Here is a 16,615-nt window from a genome sequence, read left to right on the forward strand (position 1 = left end):
GCTCCCTCAGCCCGCCAGTGCGACGTACACGTTCTGCACGTCGTCGTTGGCATCGATGGCGGCGAGAAAGGACTCCACTTCCTCCAGTTGCTCTGCGCTCAGGCTCGCGGGATTGACGGGGTTCTTGGGCTTGTAGCCCAGCTTTGCCGTCAGTACGGTGAAACCCTGCGCGGGCAGCGCGCGGCTGACCAAATCGAGGTCGGTCGGGTCGGTGATGAACAGGGTGGCGCCCTCCTCGTCCGCTGGCTCGAAATCCTGCGCACCGGCCTCGATGGCAGCCACCTCGGGGTCTGCGCCTGCGGTGGCGGGCTCGGCCTCGATCAGGCCCACATGGTCAAAGTCCCAGGCCACCGAGCCCGAAGTACCCAGCTGGCCTTTGCGGAACAGCACGCGCATTTCAGGCGCTGTACGGTTCACGTTGTCCGTCAGGCACTCGACCATCACGGCCACACGGTGCGGCGCGAAGCCTTCGTAGATCACATGCTCGTAGTGCACCGCTTCGGTGCCCGTGCCCGAGCCCTTCTTGATGGCACGCTCCAGCGTGTCCTTGGGCATGGAGGCCTTGCGGGCCTGCTCCACCACGAGGCGCAGCCGCGAATTCGTGGACGGGTCCGCACCGCCGCGCGCGGCGACCAGGATTTCCTTGACCAGCTTGCCAAACAGCTTGCCCTTGGCGTCGGCCACCTGTGCCTTGCCTTTTGCCTTCCACTGCGCGCCCATCTTGCGTTTTCCTTGGTGTTGTGGCGCGCCAGTGTGGCGGGCCGTATCGGAGGATGGGCCACGCACATGCACGAGACCCAAGGGGTGTGGTTATACACCCGCCTGAGGCCCCGCAGAGCAGGCAATTGCGCGCAAAACCACGCTGATCGCACGGGTGCTGATCCAGGGCAGTCTGGGCATCAGAATGGGTGCCGCCGGCCATTATTGGCAGAACCAAGGAAAAGTGGCTTGAGCGCTCACCCATAAAGCGCCAACAGCTATTAATTTAATAGCAATCAAGCCCCATTGGTGCCCCGTGGGGCCGCCATGATTTCCCATTCCGCCAGTTGCTCGTTGGTGGCAATGAGCCTGCCCACCAGCAGCCGGATGAAAGCCTTGTCAAAGCGCGACTGCAATTCCTCGGACGCTTCGCGCAGTGCGGGGTTGCGGATCTTGAGCACCAGCACCTCGGTTTCGGCCACTGCCGTGGCGGTGCGGATGCGGTGCTCCGGGCGCAGGTAGGTCATCTCGCCCAGCGTCACGCCGGGGTCCAGGGTGCTCAGGTGCCAGCCCTGGCGGCTGACGCTCACCTGCCCTTCGATGAGCACACAGAACGAATCACCCGGCGTGTTCTCGCGCATCAACACCGTGCCGCGGTCCAGGCGGCGCCACTTGCCCAGGCGCATCAGTTCCCACAGCACGACGTCGTGGAAGTCGTCAAAGAAGGACAGCGCGCGCAAGCGGGCGAAGCGTTCGGACTCGGTGTCCTGCGAGCGTTGGCGCGGCAGGCTTTTGCTCAGCGCCATGAGTGACTGGCACCAGTCTTCCCACTGGAGGTAGCGCTGTTGCGGGTGCTTGGCCAGCGCGCGCAGCAGCCACTGGTCCAGCTCTGTGGGCAATGCGGGCCGCAGCAGGCTGGGCGGCACAGGCACATCGTTGCCGATGCGGAACATGGTGGCGTAGTCGGTGTCGCCATCGAAGGGGCGGCGGCCCGTCAGCAGCTCATACACCACCACCGCGAGCGAAAACATGTCGCTGTGGTGCGTGAGTGGCTCTTCACGCACCTGCTCGGGCGACATGTACGAGGGTGATCCGACCAAGCCGGCGATCTGCGTGGCCTCGCTGCGCACCGACAGGGCTGCGCCAAAATCCGCCAGCTTGACCTCCCCCTCCTCGGACAACAGGATGTTGGCGGGCTTGATGTCACGGTGCACCAGACCCTGGCGCTGGGCATGCTCCAGCGCCTGGCCACATTTGAAGGCGATGTCCAGCACCTGGGCCACGGGCAGCAGGCTGTCGGCCTTGGCAAAGTCCGACAAGGGGCGGCCCTGCACATATTCCAGCACCAGGTAGGGCGGAACGGCCTCTTCGTCGGCATCCAACAAGCGCACGATGTGCGGGTGACGCAGGCGTCCGGCCAGCATGGCCTCGTTGCGCAGCAGGCGGCGGTAGCGCTGGGCCTGCGCCGGATCGGCCAGCAGGTGGGCATGCATCTGCTTGATGGCCACCTGCTTGCCCCGAAAGCCGTCCAGCCCCAGGTACACCACGCCGCTGGCACCGCGACCGATTTCGCGTTCGATGCGGTATTTTCCAATGCTGGCGGGTGGTGGGGCTTCAGGCATGGTGCCGGCTCAATGTTCGGGGACGATGGCCTCGGCCCAATCGTACAGGGCACCCAGAATCTCCTCGGCGCGCTCGTCGGCGGTCTCGGAGAGTTGGTCGATCTCGGCAAAAAACTGGTCCACGGTCCGCATGCCGCCCTGCCCTTCCAGCAGCCGGGCTGCGCGGTGCGCTTCCCAGCGTTGCGCCTCCTCGGGCGTCAAGGTATCGGGAAACGAGCGCGCGCGGTAACGCCAGAGCAACTCGTCCAGCCGTGGATCGTCGAAACCCGTGCGTGCACGGGAAAGCTGCTCGCCCGACAGGGTGCGCAGCTCGTTGAGGCGACGGCGGTCGTTGTTGCCCACGAAGCCGCCGTACAAGTCCTGCTCCACATCGGGCGCGGGTTCGGGCGGGCGGGCAAACACCGCGGGCCAGATGGCACTCATGTCCGGCAGCGCGCGCGCCACCTCGGCGTGCGCTGCCGCCAGGGCCAGGTCGATGCCCCAGCGCTGCGCCAGCGCAGGCGTGAGCGTGTTTACATTGCCCACCACCATGGGTGATTTGTTCAGGTGCACGGTCTTGATGGGCAGGCGCGTGACGCCTTCGGGCAGGTCGGCCGTGCGCGTGAACATGCGCAAACGCAGTTGCTCCACATCCAGCAGGGCCAGTTCACGTGGGTCATGCGCAAGGTCCCAGGCGATGATCTCGTTCTTGTTCGTGGGATGGCTGGCCAGCGGCCACATCACGGCCAAACAGCCGCGTTCAGCGGGGAACATGCCCGACACGTGCAGAAAGGGCCGCGCCGTCTGCGCCGTGGCGGGCAGGCGCAGCTCGGCAGCCACGCGGTCCTTCTTGTGCAGGCCGAAGGCGAAATCGAACAGCCGGGGGTTGTGCTGGCGCAGCAACCGCGCCAGCGCGATGGTGGCTCGCACATCCGACAGCGCATCGTGCGCGGCCTCGTGTTGCAGGCCGTTGGCCTTCGTCAGGTGCTCCAGCTTGAAGCTTTGCGAGCCATCTTCTTTGGTCGGCCAGACAATGCCGTCGGGCCGCAGCGCATAGGCCAGGCGCACCACGTCGAGCAAGTCCCAGCGGCCACATTGGTTCTGCCACTCGCGCGCATAGGGGTCGATGAGGTTGCGCCAGAACATGAAGCGCGTGATTTCATCGTCGAACCGGATGGTGTTGTAGCCCACGCCAATGGTGCCGGGCTGCGCCATTTCGTCGGCGATTTTCTGCGCAAACTCACGCTCGGGCAGGCCCCGCTCCCAGGCCTGCTGGGGGGTGATGCCGGTGATCAGACAGGACGTGGGATCGGGCAGATAGTCGTTGGCCGGCTGGCAATACCACATGAGGGGTTCGCCGATTTCGTTGAGCTGCGCATCGGTGCGAACAGCCGCAAACTGCGCCGGTCGATCACGCCGGGTGTCTGCCCCGAAGGTCTCGTAGTCGTGCCAGAGAAAGGTGTGCGAATCCATGGAGCTCCAGAAGACAAGGCAACTGCGTGCACTGTAAACCCGGCGAAGCAGCGCACGGGCCCGGTCGAAAAACAAAAAGCCCCGCAAGCGGGGCTTTTTGAGGTGCGCGTTGCGCAGAAGATCAGTTGGCGCGGGTGCCGACCACTTCGATCTCAACGCGACGGTTCTTGGCGCGACCTTCCTTGGTCTTGTTGTCGGCCACGGGCTGCTTCTCGCCCTTGCCTTCGGTGTACACGCGGCTCTTGTCGATGCCCTTGGACACCAAGTAAGCCTTCACGGCTTCGGCGCGGCGGATCGACAGCTTCTGGTTGTAGGCGTCAGAGCCGACGGAGTCGGTGTGACCCACAGCAATGATCACTTCCAGGTTGATGGCCTTGACCTTGGAGGCCAGGTCGTCCAGCTTGGCCTTGCCTTCGGGCTTCAGAACAGCCTTGTCGAAGTCGAAGAAGGCGTCGGCAGCGTAGGTCACCTTGGAAGAGGTGGGAGCAGCGGGTGCAGGCGCGGGTGCAGCGGGAGCAGCCGCGGGAGCAGCAGGCGCAGCAGCCGGAGCGGGAGCAGGAGCAGCCAGAGCGCCGTCGCAGCCAGGGGCAGCGGTGGCAGGCGTCCAGTTGGCATCGCGCCAGCACAGTTCGTTGGTGCCGTTCTTCCAGACCAGCTCGTTGGAGCCGTTCTTCCAGTTGTCGATGGTTTGGGCGCCAGCGGCAGTTGCGAGCGCTGCGGAGGCGATGAGCATCGCCACTTTGTTCAGTTTCTTCATGGTTCTCCTCTTGGGGAAAAAGGCGCAGCAGCAGCGCTGCGTGATCGGACGCAATTGGCATCAATCACCAAAAACGTTCGATCGATTGTGCCATAGCCATGCTTTCCTTGCGGTGCAAGCCTCCCGGAAGACGTTACACCTCTTCGGAATAAGCTCAGGGTGTTGCTCATCAGCAACAAGCGCTTGCGCCTAAAATGGTTGCCCCTAGCCTTAGCCTCGACTGCCGCACCCATGACCCAGTTCGCCAAAGAGACCCTGCCCATCAGCCTGGAAGAGGAGATGCGCCGCAGTTACCTGGATTACGCCATGAGCGTGATCGTGGGCCGGGCGCTGCCCGATGCGCGCGATGGCCTCAAGCCCGTGCACCGGCGGGTGTTGTTTGCCATGCACGAGCTGGGCAACGACTGGAACCGGGCGTACAAGAAATCGGCCCGTATCGTCGGTGACGTGATCGGTAAGTACCACCCGCACGGCGACAGCGCGGTGTACGACACCATTGTGCGCATGGCACAGGATTTCTCGCTGCGCCACATGCTGGTGGACGGTCAAGGCAACTTCGGTTCGGTCGATGGCGACAGCGCCGCGGCCATGCGTTACACCGAAATCCGCCTGTCGAAAATTGCCCATGAAATGCTGGCCGACATCGACAAGGAAACCGTCGATTTCGGCCCCAACTACGACGGCAGCGAGAAGGAGCCCCTGGTGCTGCCCACGCGCCTGCCCAACCTGCTGGTCAATGGCAGCGCAGGCATTGCCGTGGGCATGGCCACCAACATTCCTCCGCACAACCTGAACGAGGTGGTGGACGCCTGCTTGCACCTGCTGCGCAACCCACAGGCCAGCATTGACGAGTTGATGGAAATCATCCCGGCGCCGGATTTCCCCACGGCTGGCATCATTTATGGTATCCAGGGCGTCAAGGAAGGCTACCGCACCGGCCGCGGCAAGGTGGTGATGCGCGCCAAGTGCCACTTCGAGGACATCGACCGGGGCCAGCGCCAGGCGATCATCGTGGACGAGCTGCCCTACCAGGTCAACAAGAAGACGCTGCAGGAGCGCATGGCCGAGCTGGTGCACGAAAAAAAGATCGAGGGCATCAGCCACATCCAGGATGAGTCCGACAAATCGGGCATGCGCCTGGTGATCGAGCTCAAGCGCGGCGAAGTGCCCGAGGTGGTGCTCAACAACCTGTACAAGCAGACGCAGTTGCAGGACACCTTCGGCATCAACATGGTGGCCCTGATCGACGGCCAGCCGCGCCTGTGCAACCTCAAGGACCTGGTCGAAGTCTTCCTGCAGCACCGCCGCGAAGTGGTCACCCGCCGCACCGTGTTCGAGCTGCGCAAGGCGCGCGATCGCGGCCATGTGCTTGAAGGCCTGGCCGTGGCCCTGGCCAACATTGACGACTTCATCGCCATCATCCGTAACGCGCCCACACCACCTGTGGCCAAGGCCGAGCTGATGGCCCGCCCGTGGGACAGCAAGCTGGTGCGCGAGATGCTGACGCGCACGCGTGCAGACGGCGGCGTGGTGAACGCCGACGACTACCGCCCCGAGGGCCTGGAGCGCACATTCGGCCTGCTGCAGGACGGCCTGTACCGCCTGTCGGAAACCCAGGCGCAAGAAATTCTGCAAATGCGTCTGCAGCGCCTCACCGGGCTGGAGCAGGACAAGATCGTCGCCGAGTACAAGGACATCATGGCGCACATCGAGGACTTGCTGGATATCCTGGCCAAGCCCGAGCGCGTCTCCACCATCATTGGCGACGAGCTGACCAGCCTGCAGCAGGAATTCGGCCAGACCAAGCTGGGCGCGCGCCGCAGCCAGATCGAGCACAGCGCACAAGACCTGTCCACCGAAGACCTGATTGCGCCCACCGACATGGTGGTCACGCTGAGCCACTCGGGCTACATCAAGAGCCAGCCGCTGAGCGAATACCGCGCGCAAAAGCGCGGCGGGCGCGGCAAGCAGGCCACGGCCACCAAGGAAGACGACTGGATCGACCAGCTCTTCATCGCCAACACGCACGACTACATCCTGTGCTTCTCCAACCGTGGGCGGCTGTACTGGCTCAAGGTCTGGGAAGTGCCTTCGGGCTCGCGCGGCTCGCGCGGGCGGCCCATCGTCAACATGTTCCCGCTGCAGGACGGCGAAAAGATCAACGTGGTGCTGCCGCTGACCGGGGACATGCGCAGCTTCCCGGCCGACCGCTACGTGTTCATGGCGACCAGCATGGGCACGGTCAAGAAGACGGCGCTGGACGAATTCAGCAACCCGCGCAAGGGCGGCATCATTGCCGTGAACCTGGACGATGGCGACTACCTCATCGGTGCCGCACTCACCGACGGCCAGCATGACGTGATGCTGTTTTCCGACGGCGGCAAGGCCGTGCGCTTTGACGAAAACGATGTGCGCCCCCTGGGCCGCCAGGCTCGCGGCGTGCGCGGCATGATGCTCGAAGAAGGCCAGAGCGTGATCGCCATGCTGGTGGCTGAGGACGAGACACAAAGCGTGCTCACCGCCACCATCAACGGCTACGGCAAGCGCACCAGCATCACCGAATACACGCGCCACGGCCGGGGCACCAAGGGCATGATCGCCATCCAGCAAAGCGAGCGCAACGGCAAGGTCGTGGCCGCCACGCTGGTGCATGCCGACGACGAGATCATGCTCATCACCGACAAGGGCGTGCTGGTGCGCACCCGTGTAAGCGAGATCCGCGAGCTGGGCCGTGCCACGCAGGGCGTGACGCTGATCGCGCTGGACGAGGGTGCACAACTCAGCGGCCTGCAGCGCATTGTCGAAAACGACGCCAACAACACCGACGCTCCGACGCCCGACGAGGACGCCTCAGCCGCCGAATCCTGATGCCAGGCGCCGCAAGGCGCTTTGCTATTATTTTTATAGCTGCTTGCGCTCTATTGATGGGCGCTGACACCGTTTTTTATTCAAACCATGCAACGCCCCTACAACTTCTCTGCCGGCCCGGCTGCCATTCCTGCCGAAGTTCTGGAACAAGCCGCCGCCGAAATGCTGGACTGGCACGGCAGCGGTATGGGCGTGATGGAGATGAGCCACCGAGGCAAGGAATTCATCTCCATCTGCGAACAGGCCGAGGCCGACCTGCGCGAGCTGCTGGCCATCCCGCCGCAGTTCCAGGTGTTGTTCATGCAAGGCGGTGGCCTGGCCGAAAACGCCATCGTGCCGCTGAACCTCTCGCGTGCCGGGACGGTCGATTTTGTGGTGACCGGTGGCTGGAGCCAGAAGTCGGCCAAGGAAGCGCGCAAGTACGCCGCAGAGGTGAACGTGGTGGCCACCAGCGAGGACAGCCAGTTCACCACCCTGCCCGCCCCGACGCAGTGGCAACTGAGCAAGGGTGCCAGCTACCTGCACCTGTGCAGCAACGAAACCATCCACGGCATCGAATTCCATGAACTGCCCGACCTGAAGGCCCTGGGCTCGGATGCGCCGCTGGTCATCGATTTCTCCTCCCACGTCGCCTCGCGCAGCGTGGACTGGTCGCGCGTGGGCCTGGCCTTTGGCGGCGCGCAAAAAAACCTGGGCCCTGCGGGCCTGACGCTGGTCGTGGTGCGCGAGGATTTGCTGGGCCACGCCCTGCCCATCTGCCCCAGCGCGTTCAACTACCAGACGGTGGCCGAGAACCGCTCCATGTACAACACGCCGCCCACCTGGGGCATCTACATCGCGGGCCTGACCTTCCAGTGGCTCAAGCGCCAGCGCGAAGGCAGTCTCAGCGGCATTGCCGCCATCGAGCAGCGCAACATCGCCAAGGCGCAGATGCTGTACGACACCATCGACCAATCCGCGTTTTACGTGAACAAGGTGGCTGCCCACTGCCGTTCGCGCATGAACGTACCCTTCTTCCTGCGTGACGAATCGCGCAACGATGCCTTCCTGGCCGGCGCCAAAGAGCGCGGCCTGCTGCAACTCAAGGGCCACAAGTCCGTGGGCGGCATGCGCGCCAGCATCTACAACGCCATGCCCATCGCAGGCGTGCAGGCGCTGGTGGACTACATGCGAGAATTCGAGCAGCGCCACGCCTGAGCCGCGCCCCACCCATGAACACCCCACAAGCCACCCCTGAACTGGCCAGCCTGCGCGTCCAGATCGACAACATCGACCAGCAACTGCTCACCCTGCTGAACCAGCGCGCCCTGGTGGCCGAGCGTGTCGGCGAGGTCAAGAAACGCGAAGGCACCCCCTTCTTCCGCCCCGACCGCGTGGCGCAGGTGATCGAAAAAATCACACGCGCCAACCCTGGGCCGCTCAAGAGCGCGCATGTCGCCGCCATCTGGCGCGAAATCATGTCGGCCTGCCTGGCGCTCGAATCACCCCAGCGCGTGGCCGTGCTGGGGCCTGCGGGCACCTTCTGCGAGCAGGCGGCGATCGAGTATTTCGGCGGGGCTGCCGACATCGTCTATTGCGCCAACTTCGACGAAGTGTTCCACGCCACGGCCTCGGGCAGCGTGCAGTTCGGTGTGGTGGGGGTCGAAAATTCGGTCGAGGGCGTAGTCACGCGCTCGCTCGATCTGTTCCTGCACTCACCCACGCATGTGGTGGGCGAAGTGAGCCTGCTGGTGCGCCACAACCTGCTGCGCCAGACCGATTCGCTCGACGGCATCGAGGCCGTGCTGGCCCACCCGCAGGCCCTGGCGCAGTGCCAGGCCTGGCTGACCAAGCACCTGCCGCACGCCGAGCGCCGACCCGTCTCCAGCAACGCCGAGGGTGCGCGGCTGGCCGCCACCAACCCAACCTGGGCGGCCCTGGCCAGCGAACGCGCGGCCACGCAGTTCGGCCTGCACATCGTTGCGCACGCCATCCAGGACGAGGCCTACAACCGAACGCGCTTTGCCATCATCTGCCTGCCCCACACGCTGGCCATGCCTGCGCCCACGGGCAAGGACTGCACGAGCCTGATCGTTTCGGTCCCCAACGAACCCGGCGCGGTGCACGACCTGCTGGTGCCGCTGAAGAAGCACGGCGTCTCGATGACGCGCTTCGAGTCGCGCCCTGCACGCACGGGCCAGTGGGAATACTATTTCTACATCGACATCGACGGACACCCCTCGCAGCCCCATGTGGCCGCTGCGCTGGAGGAGCTGCGCTCGCTGTGCGCGTACTACAAGATGCTGGGCGCCTATCCGGTCACGCCCTGAACGCGCGAAAGCCGCCATGCACCGCAACGCAACAAGGACATTGCATGTTTGAACAACTCGGGCTCATCGGATGCGGACTGATGGGTGGATCGTTTGCCCTGGCGCTCAAGCAGGCCGGGTTGGTGCAGCGCGTGGTGGGCTACAGCAAGTCCCCGTCCACGACCGACCGCGCACGCCAACTGGGCGTGATCGACGTGGAAGCCCCCTCGGCCCTGCTGGCCGTCGCCGGCGCCGATATCGTGCTGCTGGCGGTGCCAGTGTCGGCCACCGAGGCCACGCTCAAGGCCATCCGGCACCTCGTCACGCCCCAAATGCTCATCATGGACGTGGGCTCCACCAAGGCCGACGTGGTGCAGGCCGCCGAAAGCGCGCTGCGCGAAAAGGTGGGCTCCTTCGTGCCTGCACACCCCATCACGGGGCGTGAAGTCTCGGGCGTGGAACACGCCGAGGCCGACCTCTACAGCGGCCGCCAGGTCATCCTCACGCCCACCGAGCGTACCTACACCGCACAATTGCAGCGCGCACAAGAGGTTTGGACGCAACTGGGCAGCCGCGTCACCCGCATGTCGCCCGAGTCGCACGACGCCGCCTTTGCCGCCGTGAGCCACCTGCCGCACCTGCTGGCCTTCACGCTGATCAACAGCATCGCCGGGCAGGAGGATGCCGACACCTACCTGTCGCTCGCCGGCCCGGGCTTTCGCGACTTCACGCGCATTGCCGCGAGCGACCCCAAGGTGTGGCGCGACATCCTGCTGTCCAACCGCGAAGAACTGCTGCGGCAGTCCGACCTGTACAAGCAGACGCTCGAACGCATCGAGCACGCCATGCGCCAGGGTGACTCACAGTCCATTGAGGACATGCTCACCTTCGCCAGCGAAACCCGCAAGCACTGGCGCATGGGCGCCCAGCGCAGCAAGAAGTAACCCGGGGATTTCCTGCGGCGCGGCCCCAGACGGGCGGCGTCTTGAGCGAATCCCGCGCGGCGCATGCCCATGGGCCGATGCGCCGCGTGCACCGGCCCCTGGGCCATGGACGAACGACACCGATGTACCGCACCGCCTTCCTCGATCTGCCGCCCCTGCACGCTGTGGCGGGCGAAGTCCAGCTCCCTGGCTCCAAGAGCATTTCCAACCGTGTGCTGCTGTTGGCCGCACTGAGCGCGGGCCGCACCACGGTGCACGACCTGCTGGCCTCGGACGACACCCGCGTGATGCTGGACGCGCTGCGCCAACTGGGCTGCACCGTCGAAGAGGATGGCGCACAGGTACACATCACCGGCCTGGGCGGCCGGGCGCCACACTCGCCTGCCCAACTGTTCCTGGGCAACGCGGGCACGGCCATGCGCCCTCTGACGGCGGCACTGGCGCTGCTGGGTGGCGCGTTTGAACTCAGCGGCATTGCGCGCATGCACGAGCGCCCCATTGGCGACCTGGTCGATGCGCTGCGCCAACTCGGTTGCCAGATCGACTACCTGGGCAACGAGGGTTATCCGCCGCTGCGCATCGCCCATGCAGGCGGTGTACCGCCCCTGAAGCTCGACGCGCCCATCCGCGTGCGCGGCGACGTGTCCAGCCAGTTCCTCACTGCGCTGCTGATGGCGCTGCCGCTGGCCAGTGCGCAGCAGGACGTGGTGATCGAGGTGGTGGGCGAGCTCATCTCCAAGCCCTACATCCACATCACGCTGCGCCTGCTGGAGCGTTTTGGCATTGCCGTGGTGCACGACCAATGGCAGCGCTTCACCATTCCGGCCGGCAGCCGCTACCAATCTCCCGGCGACATCCATGTGGAGGCAGACGCTTCCTCTGCTAGCTATTTCATAGCTGCTGGCGCAATAGCAGCGGGCGCTAACGGCCAAAATGGCGTCAAAATTCTGGGTGTGGGGCTGGATTCCATCCAGGGCGACATCCGCTTTGTCGAGGCCGCGCAGGCCATGGGTGCGCAGGTCACCAGCGGCCCCAACTGGCTGGAAGTGTCGCGCGGCGCCTGGCCGCTGCGCGCCATCGAGCTGGACTGCAACCACATCCCCGACGCCGCCATGACCCTGGCCGTCATGGCCCTGTACGCCCAGGGCACCACGGTGCTGCGCAACATTGCCAGCTGGCGCGTCAAGGAAACCGACCGCATCGCCGCCATGGCCACCGAGCTGCGCAAGCTGGGCGCCAGCGTGGAAGAAGGGCCAGACTTCATTCGTGTGACGCCGCCCGCCAGCCCGACGCACTGGAAAGCCGCGTCCATCCACACCTATGACGACCACCGCGTCGCCATGTGCTTCTCGCTCGCCAGTTTCAACCCGGCAGGCCTGCCCGTGCGCATCGAAGACCCGCAGTGCGTGGCCAAGACCTTTCCGGACTACTTCGAGGCCCTGTTCTCGGTGGCGCAGGTGGCGCCAGAACACATCCCGGTGCTGTGCATCGACGGCCCCACCGCCTCGGGCAAGGGCACGGTGGCGGCGGAGGTGGCGCAGCGCCTGGGCTACGGTTTTCTCGATTCGGGTGCCATGTACCGCATCACGGCCCTGGCCGCCAAGCGCGCTGGGCTGGCGATCGACGCCGCCCACGAAGCCGCCATTGCCGCCCTGGCACGCCAGCTCCCAGTGCACTTTGAAGGCAGCCAGGTCTGGCTGGGCGGCGACGACGTGACCGAAGCCATCCGCACCGAAGAAGCGGGCATGAACGCCTCGCGCGTTTCGGCCCTGCCAGCGGTGCGCGAGGCCCTGGTTCATCTCCAGCACAGCTTTCGCCGCCTGCCCGGCCTGGTGGCCGACGGGCGCGACATGGGCACCGTCATCTTCCCCGGCGCGCCGCTCAAGGTGTTCCTCACCGCCAGCGTGGAATGTCGGGCGCAGCGGCGCCACAAGCAGTTGATTTCAAAGGGAATCGACACTACAATCGACAGTCTTCGTGCGGACCTGCAGGCGCGCGACGCCAGGGACATGTCCCGCAGCGTTGCCCCTTTGAAGCCCGCACAGGATGCTCTGGTGCTGGACAGCTCCCACCTCACGGTCGAACAGGCCGTGGATCAGGTGCTCGTCTGGTGGCAAGAGCGCCAGCCCTTCGTGCCCCGCACGCAGGGCTGAAAAGCAGCAGGGCCGCAAGGCCCTGCAAAAGGCCCACCCGGCCCCCATCGCGCAGCAGCGCACGGTCAGGTGGTTCACAACTTAACCCGCGGAAACACCCGCAAAACCACCGCAAGCAGCTATAAAAACGGTAGCAATGGTGCTGCCGGAATCCTGTTTGTGGCAAGGAAACACATGTCCGAATCTTTTGCCGCCCTTTTTGAAGAATCCCTCCAGCGTACCGAAATGCGCCCGGGCGAAGTCATCACCGCCGAAGTCGTGCGCGTGGAACACAACTTCGTCGTGGTCAACGCAGGCCTCAAGTCCGAAGCCTACGTGCCCATCGAGGAATTCAAGAACGATCAGGGCGAAGTGGAAGTCCAAGTCGGTGACTTCGTTTCGGTGGCCATCGGCTCCATCGAAAACGGTTACGGCGACACCATCCTGTCGCGTGACACCGCCAAGCGTCTGGCTTCCTGGATGAGCCTGGAAAAGGCCCTGGAATCCGGCGAGTTCGTCACCGGCACCACGTCCGGCAAGGTCAAGGGCGGCCTGACTGTCCTGGTCAACGGCATCCGCGCCTTCCTGCCCGGCTCGCTGATCGATACGCGTCCGATCAAGGATCTGACGCCGTACGAAAACAAGACCATGGAATTCAAGGTCATCAAGCTCGACCGCAAGCGCAACAACGTGGTGCTGAGCCGCCGCGCCGTGGTGGAAGCCTCCATGGGCGAAGAGCGCGCCAAGCTGATGGAAACCCTGAAGGAAGGCTCCATCGTTCAAGGTGTGGTCAAGAACATCACCGAATACGGTGCGTTCGTGGACCTGGGCGGCATCGACGGCCTGCTGCACATCACCGACATGGCATGGCGCCGCGTGCGTCACCCCTCCGAAGTGGTGACCGCTGGCCAGGAAATCACGGCCAAGATCCTCAAGTTCGACACCGAGAAGAACCGCGTGTCCCTGGGCCTCAAGCAGATGGGCGACGATCCCTGGATGGGCGTGGCTCGCCGCTACCCCCAGAGCACCCGCCTGTTCGGCAAGATCACGAACATTGCCGACTACGGCGCGTTCGTCGAACTCGAGCCCGGCATCGAAGGCCTGGTGCACGTCTCCGAAATGGACTGGACCAACAAGAACATCGCTCCCGCCAAGCTGGTTTCGCTGGGCGACGAAGTCGAAGTCATGGTCCTGGAAATCGACGAAGACAAGCGCCGCATCAGCCTGGGCATGAAGCAGTGCCGTGCCAACCCCTGGCAAGAGTTCGCGCAAAACACCAAGCGCGGCGACCGCGTCAAGGGCCCGATCAAGTCGATCACCGACTTCGGCGTGTTCGTGGGTCTGGCTGCCGGTATCGACGGCCTGGTGCACCTGTCCGACCTGTCCTGGAACGAGCCCGGCGAAGCCGCCGTGCGCAACTACAAGAAGGGCCAGGAAGTCGAAGCCATCGTGCTGGCTGTCGATGTGGACCGCGAGCGCATCTCCCTGGGCATCAAGCAGCTCGACGGCGACCCGTTCACCACCTTCGTGACCGTGAACGACAAGGGCCAGACGGTGACCGGCAAGGTCAAGACCGTGGACGCCCGTGGCGCTGAGATCGATCTGGGTGAAGACATCATCGGCTACCTGCGCGCCAGCGAAATCTCCCGCGACCGCGTGGAAGACGCCCGCAACGTGCTCAAGGAAGGCGACGAAGTCACGGCCGTGGTGGTCAACGTCGATCGCAAGACGCGCAACATCCAGCTGTCGATCAAGGCCAAGGACATGGCCGACCAGAACGAAGCCATGCAATCGCTGAGCCAGCAATCAGCCCGCGAAAGCGCTGGCACGACCAGCCTGGGCGCCCTGCTGCGCGCCAAGCTGGACAACTCGGACAAATAAGGCCCAAGGCGGCGCTGACGTTCAGCGTCGCCCCACGCCCCTTGTTCCATCAAGGGCCGGGCGGGTGCACAATGTGCCCTCCCGGCCTTTTTCACGCCTTTTTTCATCCCATGACCCGATCCGACCTCGTTGAAGCGCTTGCCGCACGGTTCAGCCACCTCACGCAGCGCGATGCGGAATACGCCGTCAAGACCCTGCTCGACGCCATTGGCCAGGCCCTGGTGCAAGGCCACCGCATCGAAGTCCGGGGCTTTGGCAGCTTTTCGGTCAGCCACCGCCCACCGCGCATCGGACGAAATCCGCGCAGCGGTGAATCCGTGGCCATTCCGGCCAAGCGTGTGCCCCACTTCAAGCCCGGCAAGGCCCTGCGCGAAGCCGTGGACCAGCGCACCGCCGAACTCGAAAGCCATCAGCACGAGCCGTCAGGCGCGCCCCGCTGAGGTTTTTGCGCCGCCAGCGGCCAAGCGCAGGGCGGCGGCCCGTAGAATTCCTCCACCACGGGGGAGATCCATGAAATACCTGCTGTGGCTGCTCAAGGCAGCCATTTTTTTCACCCTGTTTGCCTTTGCCCTCAACAACCAACAGGACGCCACCGTGCACTTCTTCTTTGGCACGCAGTGGCGCGCGCCCCTGGTGCTGGTGGTGCTCACCGCCTTTGCCGCCGGGCTGGTGACCGGTGTGCTGGGCATGGTGCCGCGCTGGTGGAAGCACCGCGCCGCAGCCCGCCAGGCGCAGGATCAACTGAGCCTGCGCGATCGCCAAGCGCCCCTGCCACCCCAAGCCGCCCCCACCAACGACAGCGCACCGCCCCATGGAATCTGATTACGTCTGGCTCCTGCTGGGCCTGCCCGTGGCCTTTGTGCTGGGCTGGGCCGCGTCGCGCATCGACCTGCGCCAGTTGCGCGCCGAAAACCGCAGCGTGCCCAAGGCCTACTTCAAGGGCCTGAACTTCCTGCTCAACGAGCAGCAGGATCAGGCCATCGACGCCTTCATCGAAGCCGTGCAGAACGACCCCGACACCTCGGAGCTGCACTTCGCCCTGGGCAACCTCTTCCGCCGCCGCGGCGAATACGACCGCGCCGTGCGCGTGCACGAGCACCTGCTGCAACGCGGCGACCTCAGCCCCAAGGATCGCGACCGCGCCCAGCACGCGCTGGCGCTGGACTTCCTCAAGGCGGGCCTGCTCGATCGCGCCGAAGCTGCGTTGGCACGCCTGGATGGCACGGATTTCGAGAACCCGGCCCGGCTCGCACTACTGGCCATCTACGAGCGCTCGCGCGACTGGCCGCAAGCCGCCGCCATTGCCCGCAAAATGCACGGCGTGCAGGGCGACTTCAGCGCCCGCCAGGCCCACTACCTGTGCGAGCAGGCCACCGAGCGCCTGGCCCAGCAGGATTGCTCCGGTGCGCTGGATCTGCTGGCCCAGGCCCAGGCCATTGCCCCACAGGCCGCCCGCCCGCGCGTGGAACAGGCCCGCCTGCACATGCAGCAAGGCCGGTGCGACGCCGCCTGCGCCACCCTGCGCACGCTGGCCAGCGAAGCCCCCATGGCCCTGCCCCTGGCGGCCGCGCTGTGGGCACAGGCCGCCCGTGGCTGCGGCAAGGTGGACCAGGCCCGCGCGCTGCTGGAGCAGCACTACGCCCAGGCCCCCTCGCTGGACGTGCTGGACGCCATCGTCAGCCTCAGCCAGGGCACAGACGCCGCACCCAACACCCAGGCCGGGCGCGACTGGTACCTGCGCCACCTGCAGACGGAACCTTCGCTCGTGGCCGCCGCCAAATGGCTGGCGGGCGAGCGACTGGAACACGAAGAACACCACCGCGCCGTGCAACGCGCGCTGGATCACGCCACCCTGCCCCTCACGCGCTACCGCTGCGCCGCCTGCGGCTTTGAGGCACGCCAGCACTTCTGGCAATGCCCCGGTTGCCAGTCCTGGGACAGCTACCCGGCCCGGCGTATCGAAGAACTCTGA

13 protein-coding genes are annotated in these 16,615 nt (G+C 65.2%); 9 read left to right on the forward strand and 4 right to left on the reverse strand.

Features of this window, described 5'->3' with window-relative positions:
* Positions 1-6: 6 nt before the first annotated feature.
* From MJ602_RS07475 to ompA, 4 genes are all read right to left on the reverse strand, one after another.
* Positions 7-720 carry a YebC/PmpR family DNA-binding transcriptional regulator gene (locus MJ602_RS07475; RefSeq protein ID WP_162016388.1) on the reverse strand — a complete coding sequence of 238 codons (714 nt, stop codon included), beginning with the start codon at positions 718-720 and terminating at the stop codon, positions 7-9.
* A gap of 275 nt (positions 721-995) precedes the next feature.
* A complete protein-coding gene (locus MJ602_RS07480; RefSeq protein ID WP_243020197.1) occupies positions 996-2,321 on the reverse strand; it encodes a protein kinase domain-containing protein in 1,326 nt (441 codons plus the stop codon).
* Positions 2,322-2,330: 9 nt separating this feature from the next.
* The gene (sbcB, locus tag MJ602_RS07485; RefSeq protein ID WP_243020198.1) at positions 2,331-3,773 is read right to left on the reverse strand and encodes an exodeoxyribonuclease I; all 1,443 of its coding nucleotides are present in this window, start codon (positions 3,771-3,773) and stop codon (positions 2,331-2,333) included.
* A gap of 121 nt (positions 3,774-3,894) precedes the next feature.
* Complete coding sequence (ompA, locus tag MJ602_RS07490) at positions 3,895-4,530, reverse strand: outer membrane protein OmpA (protein WP_279235922.1); 636 nt, start codon at positions 4,528-4,530, stop codon at positions 3,895-3,897.
* Positions 4,531-4,761: 231 nt separating this feature from the next.
* On the opposite strand from ompA, the gene gyrA reads away from it, so the two are divergent.
* The 9 genes from gyrA to lapB all read left to right on the forward strand — a co-directional run bounded on the left by gyrA (position 4,762) and on the right by lapB (position 16,615).
* On the forward strand, positions 4,762-7,398 hold the full coding sequence (gene gyrA / locus MJ602_RS07495) for a DNA gyrase subunit A (protein WP_243020199.1): 2,637 nt from the start codon (positions 4,762-4,764) through the stop codon (positions 7,396-7,398).
* 87 nt (positions 7,399-7,485) lie between these two features.
* Positions 7,486-8,595: a 3-phosphoserine/phosphohydroxythreonine transaminase gene (serC, locus tag MJ602_RS07500; RefSeq protein WP_243020200.1), complete on the forward strand. Its 1,110-nt coding sequence runs from the start codon at positions 7,486-7,488 to the stop codon at positions 8,593-8,595.
* A gap of 14 nt (positions 8,596-8,609) precedes the next feature.
* Entirely contained in the window at positions 8,610-9,707 is a 1,098-nt protein-coding gene (gene pheA, locus MJ602_RS07505) for a prephenate dehydratase (RefSeq protein ID WP_243020201.1), read from the forward strand.
* Between the two features lie 44 nt (positions 9,708-9,751).
* Positions 9,752-10,630, forward strand: a complete 879-nt coding sequence (locus MJ602_RS07510) for a prephenate dehydrogenase (RefSeq protein ID WP_243020202.1) — start codon at positions 9,752-9,754, stop codon at positions 10,628-10,630.
* A gap of 122 nt (positions 10,631-10,752) precedes the next feature.
* Positions 10,753-12,783 (forward strand): bifunctional 3-phosphoshikimate 1-carboxyvinyltransferase/cytidylate kinase, encoded by a 2,031-nt coding sequence (locus MJ602_RS07515; protein WP_243020203.1) that lies wholly within the window; start codon positions 10,753-10,755, stop codon positions 12,781-12,783.
* A gap of 174 nt (positions 12,784-12,957) precedes the next feature.
* Positions 12,958-14,643 (forward strand): 30S ribosomal protein S1, encoded by a 1,686-nt coding sequence (rpsA, locus tag MJ602_RS07520; protein ID WP_243020204.1) that lies wholly within the window; start codon positions 12,958-12,960, stop codon positions 14,641-14,643.
* Positions 14,644-14,753: 110 nt separating this feature from the next.
* The gene (locus MJ602_RS07525) at positions 14,754-15,083 is read left to right on the forward strand and encodes an integration host factor subunit beta (protein ID WP_243020205.1); all 330 of its coding nucleotides are present in this window, start codon (positions 14,754-14,756) and stop codon (positions 15,081-15,083) included.
* Between the two features lie 70 nt (positions 15,084-15,153).
* On the forward strand, positions 15,154-15,465 hold the full coding sequence (locus MJ602_RS07530; RefSeq protein WP_243020206.1) for a LapA family protein: 312 nt from the start codon (positions 15,154-15,156) through the stop codon (positions 15,463-15,465).
* Entirely contained in the window at positions 15,455-16,615 is a 1,161-nt protein-coding gene (gene lapB / locus MJ602_RS07535; protein ID WP_243020207.1) for a lipopolysaccharide assembly protein LapB, read from the forward strand. The genes MJ602_RS07530 and lapB overlap by 11 nt, the downstream gene beginning before the upstream one ends.

The organism is Simplicispira sedimenti, from assembly GCF_022760965.1.
Taxonomy (GTDB): domain Bacteria; phylum Pseudomonadota; class Gammaproteobacteria; order Burkholderiales; family Burkholderiaceae_C; genus Simplicispira; species Simplicispira sedimenti.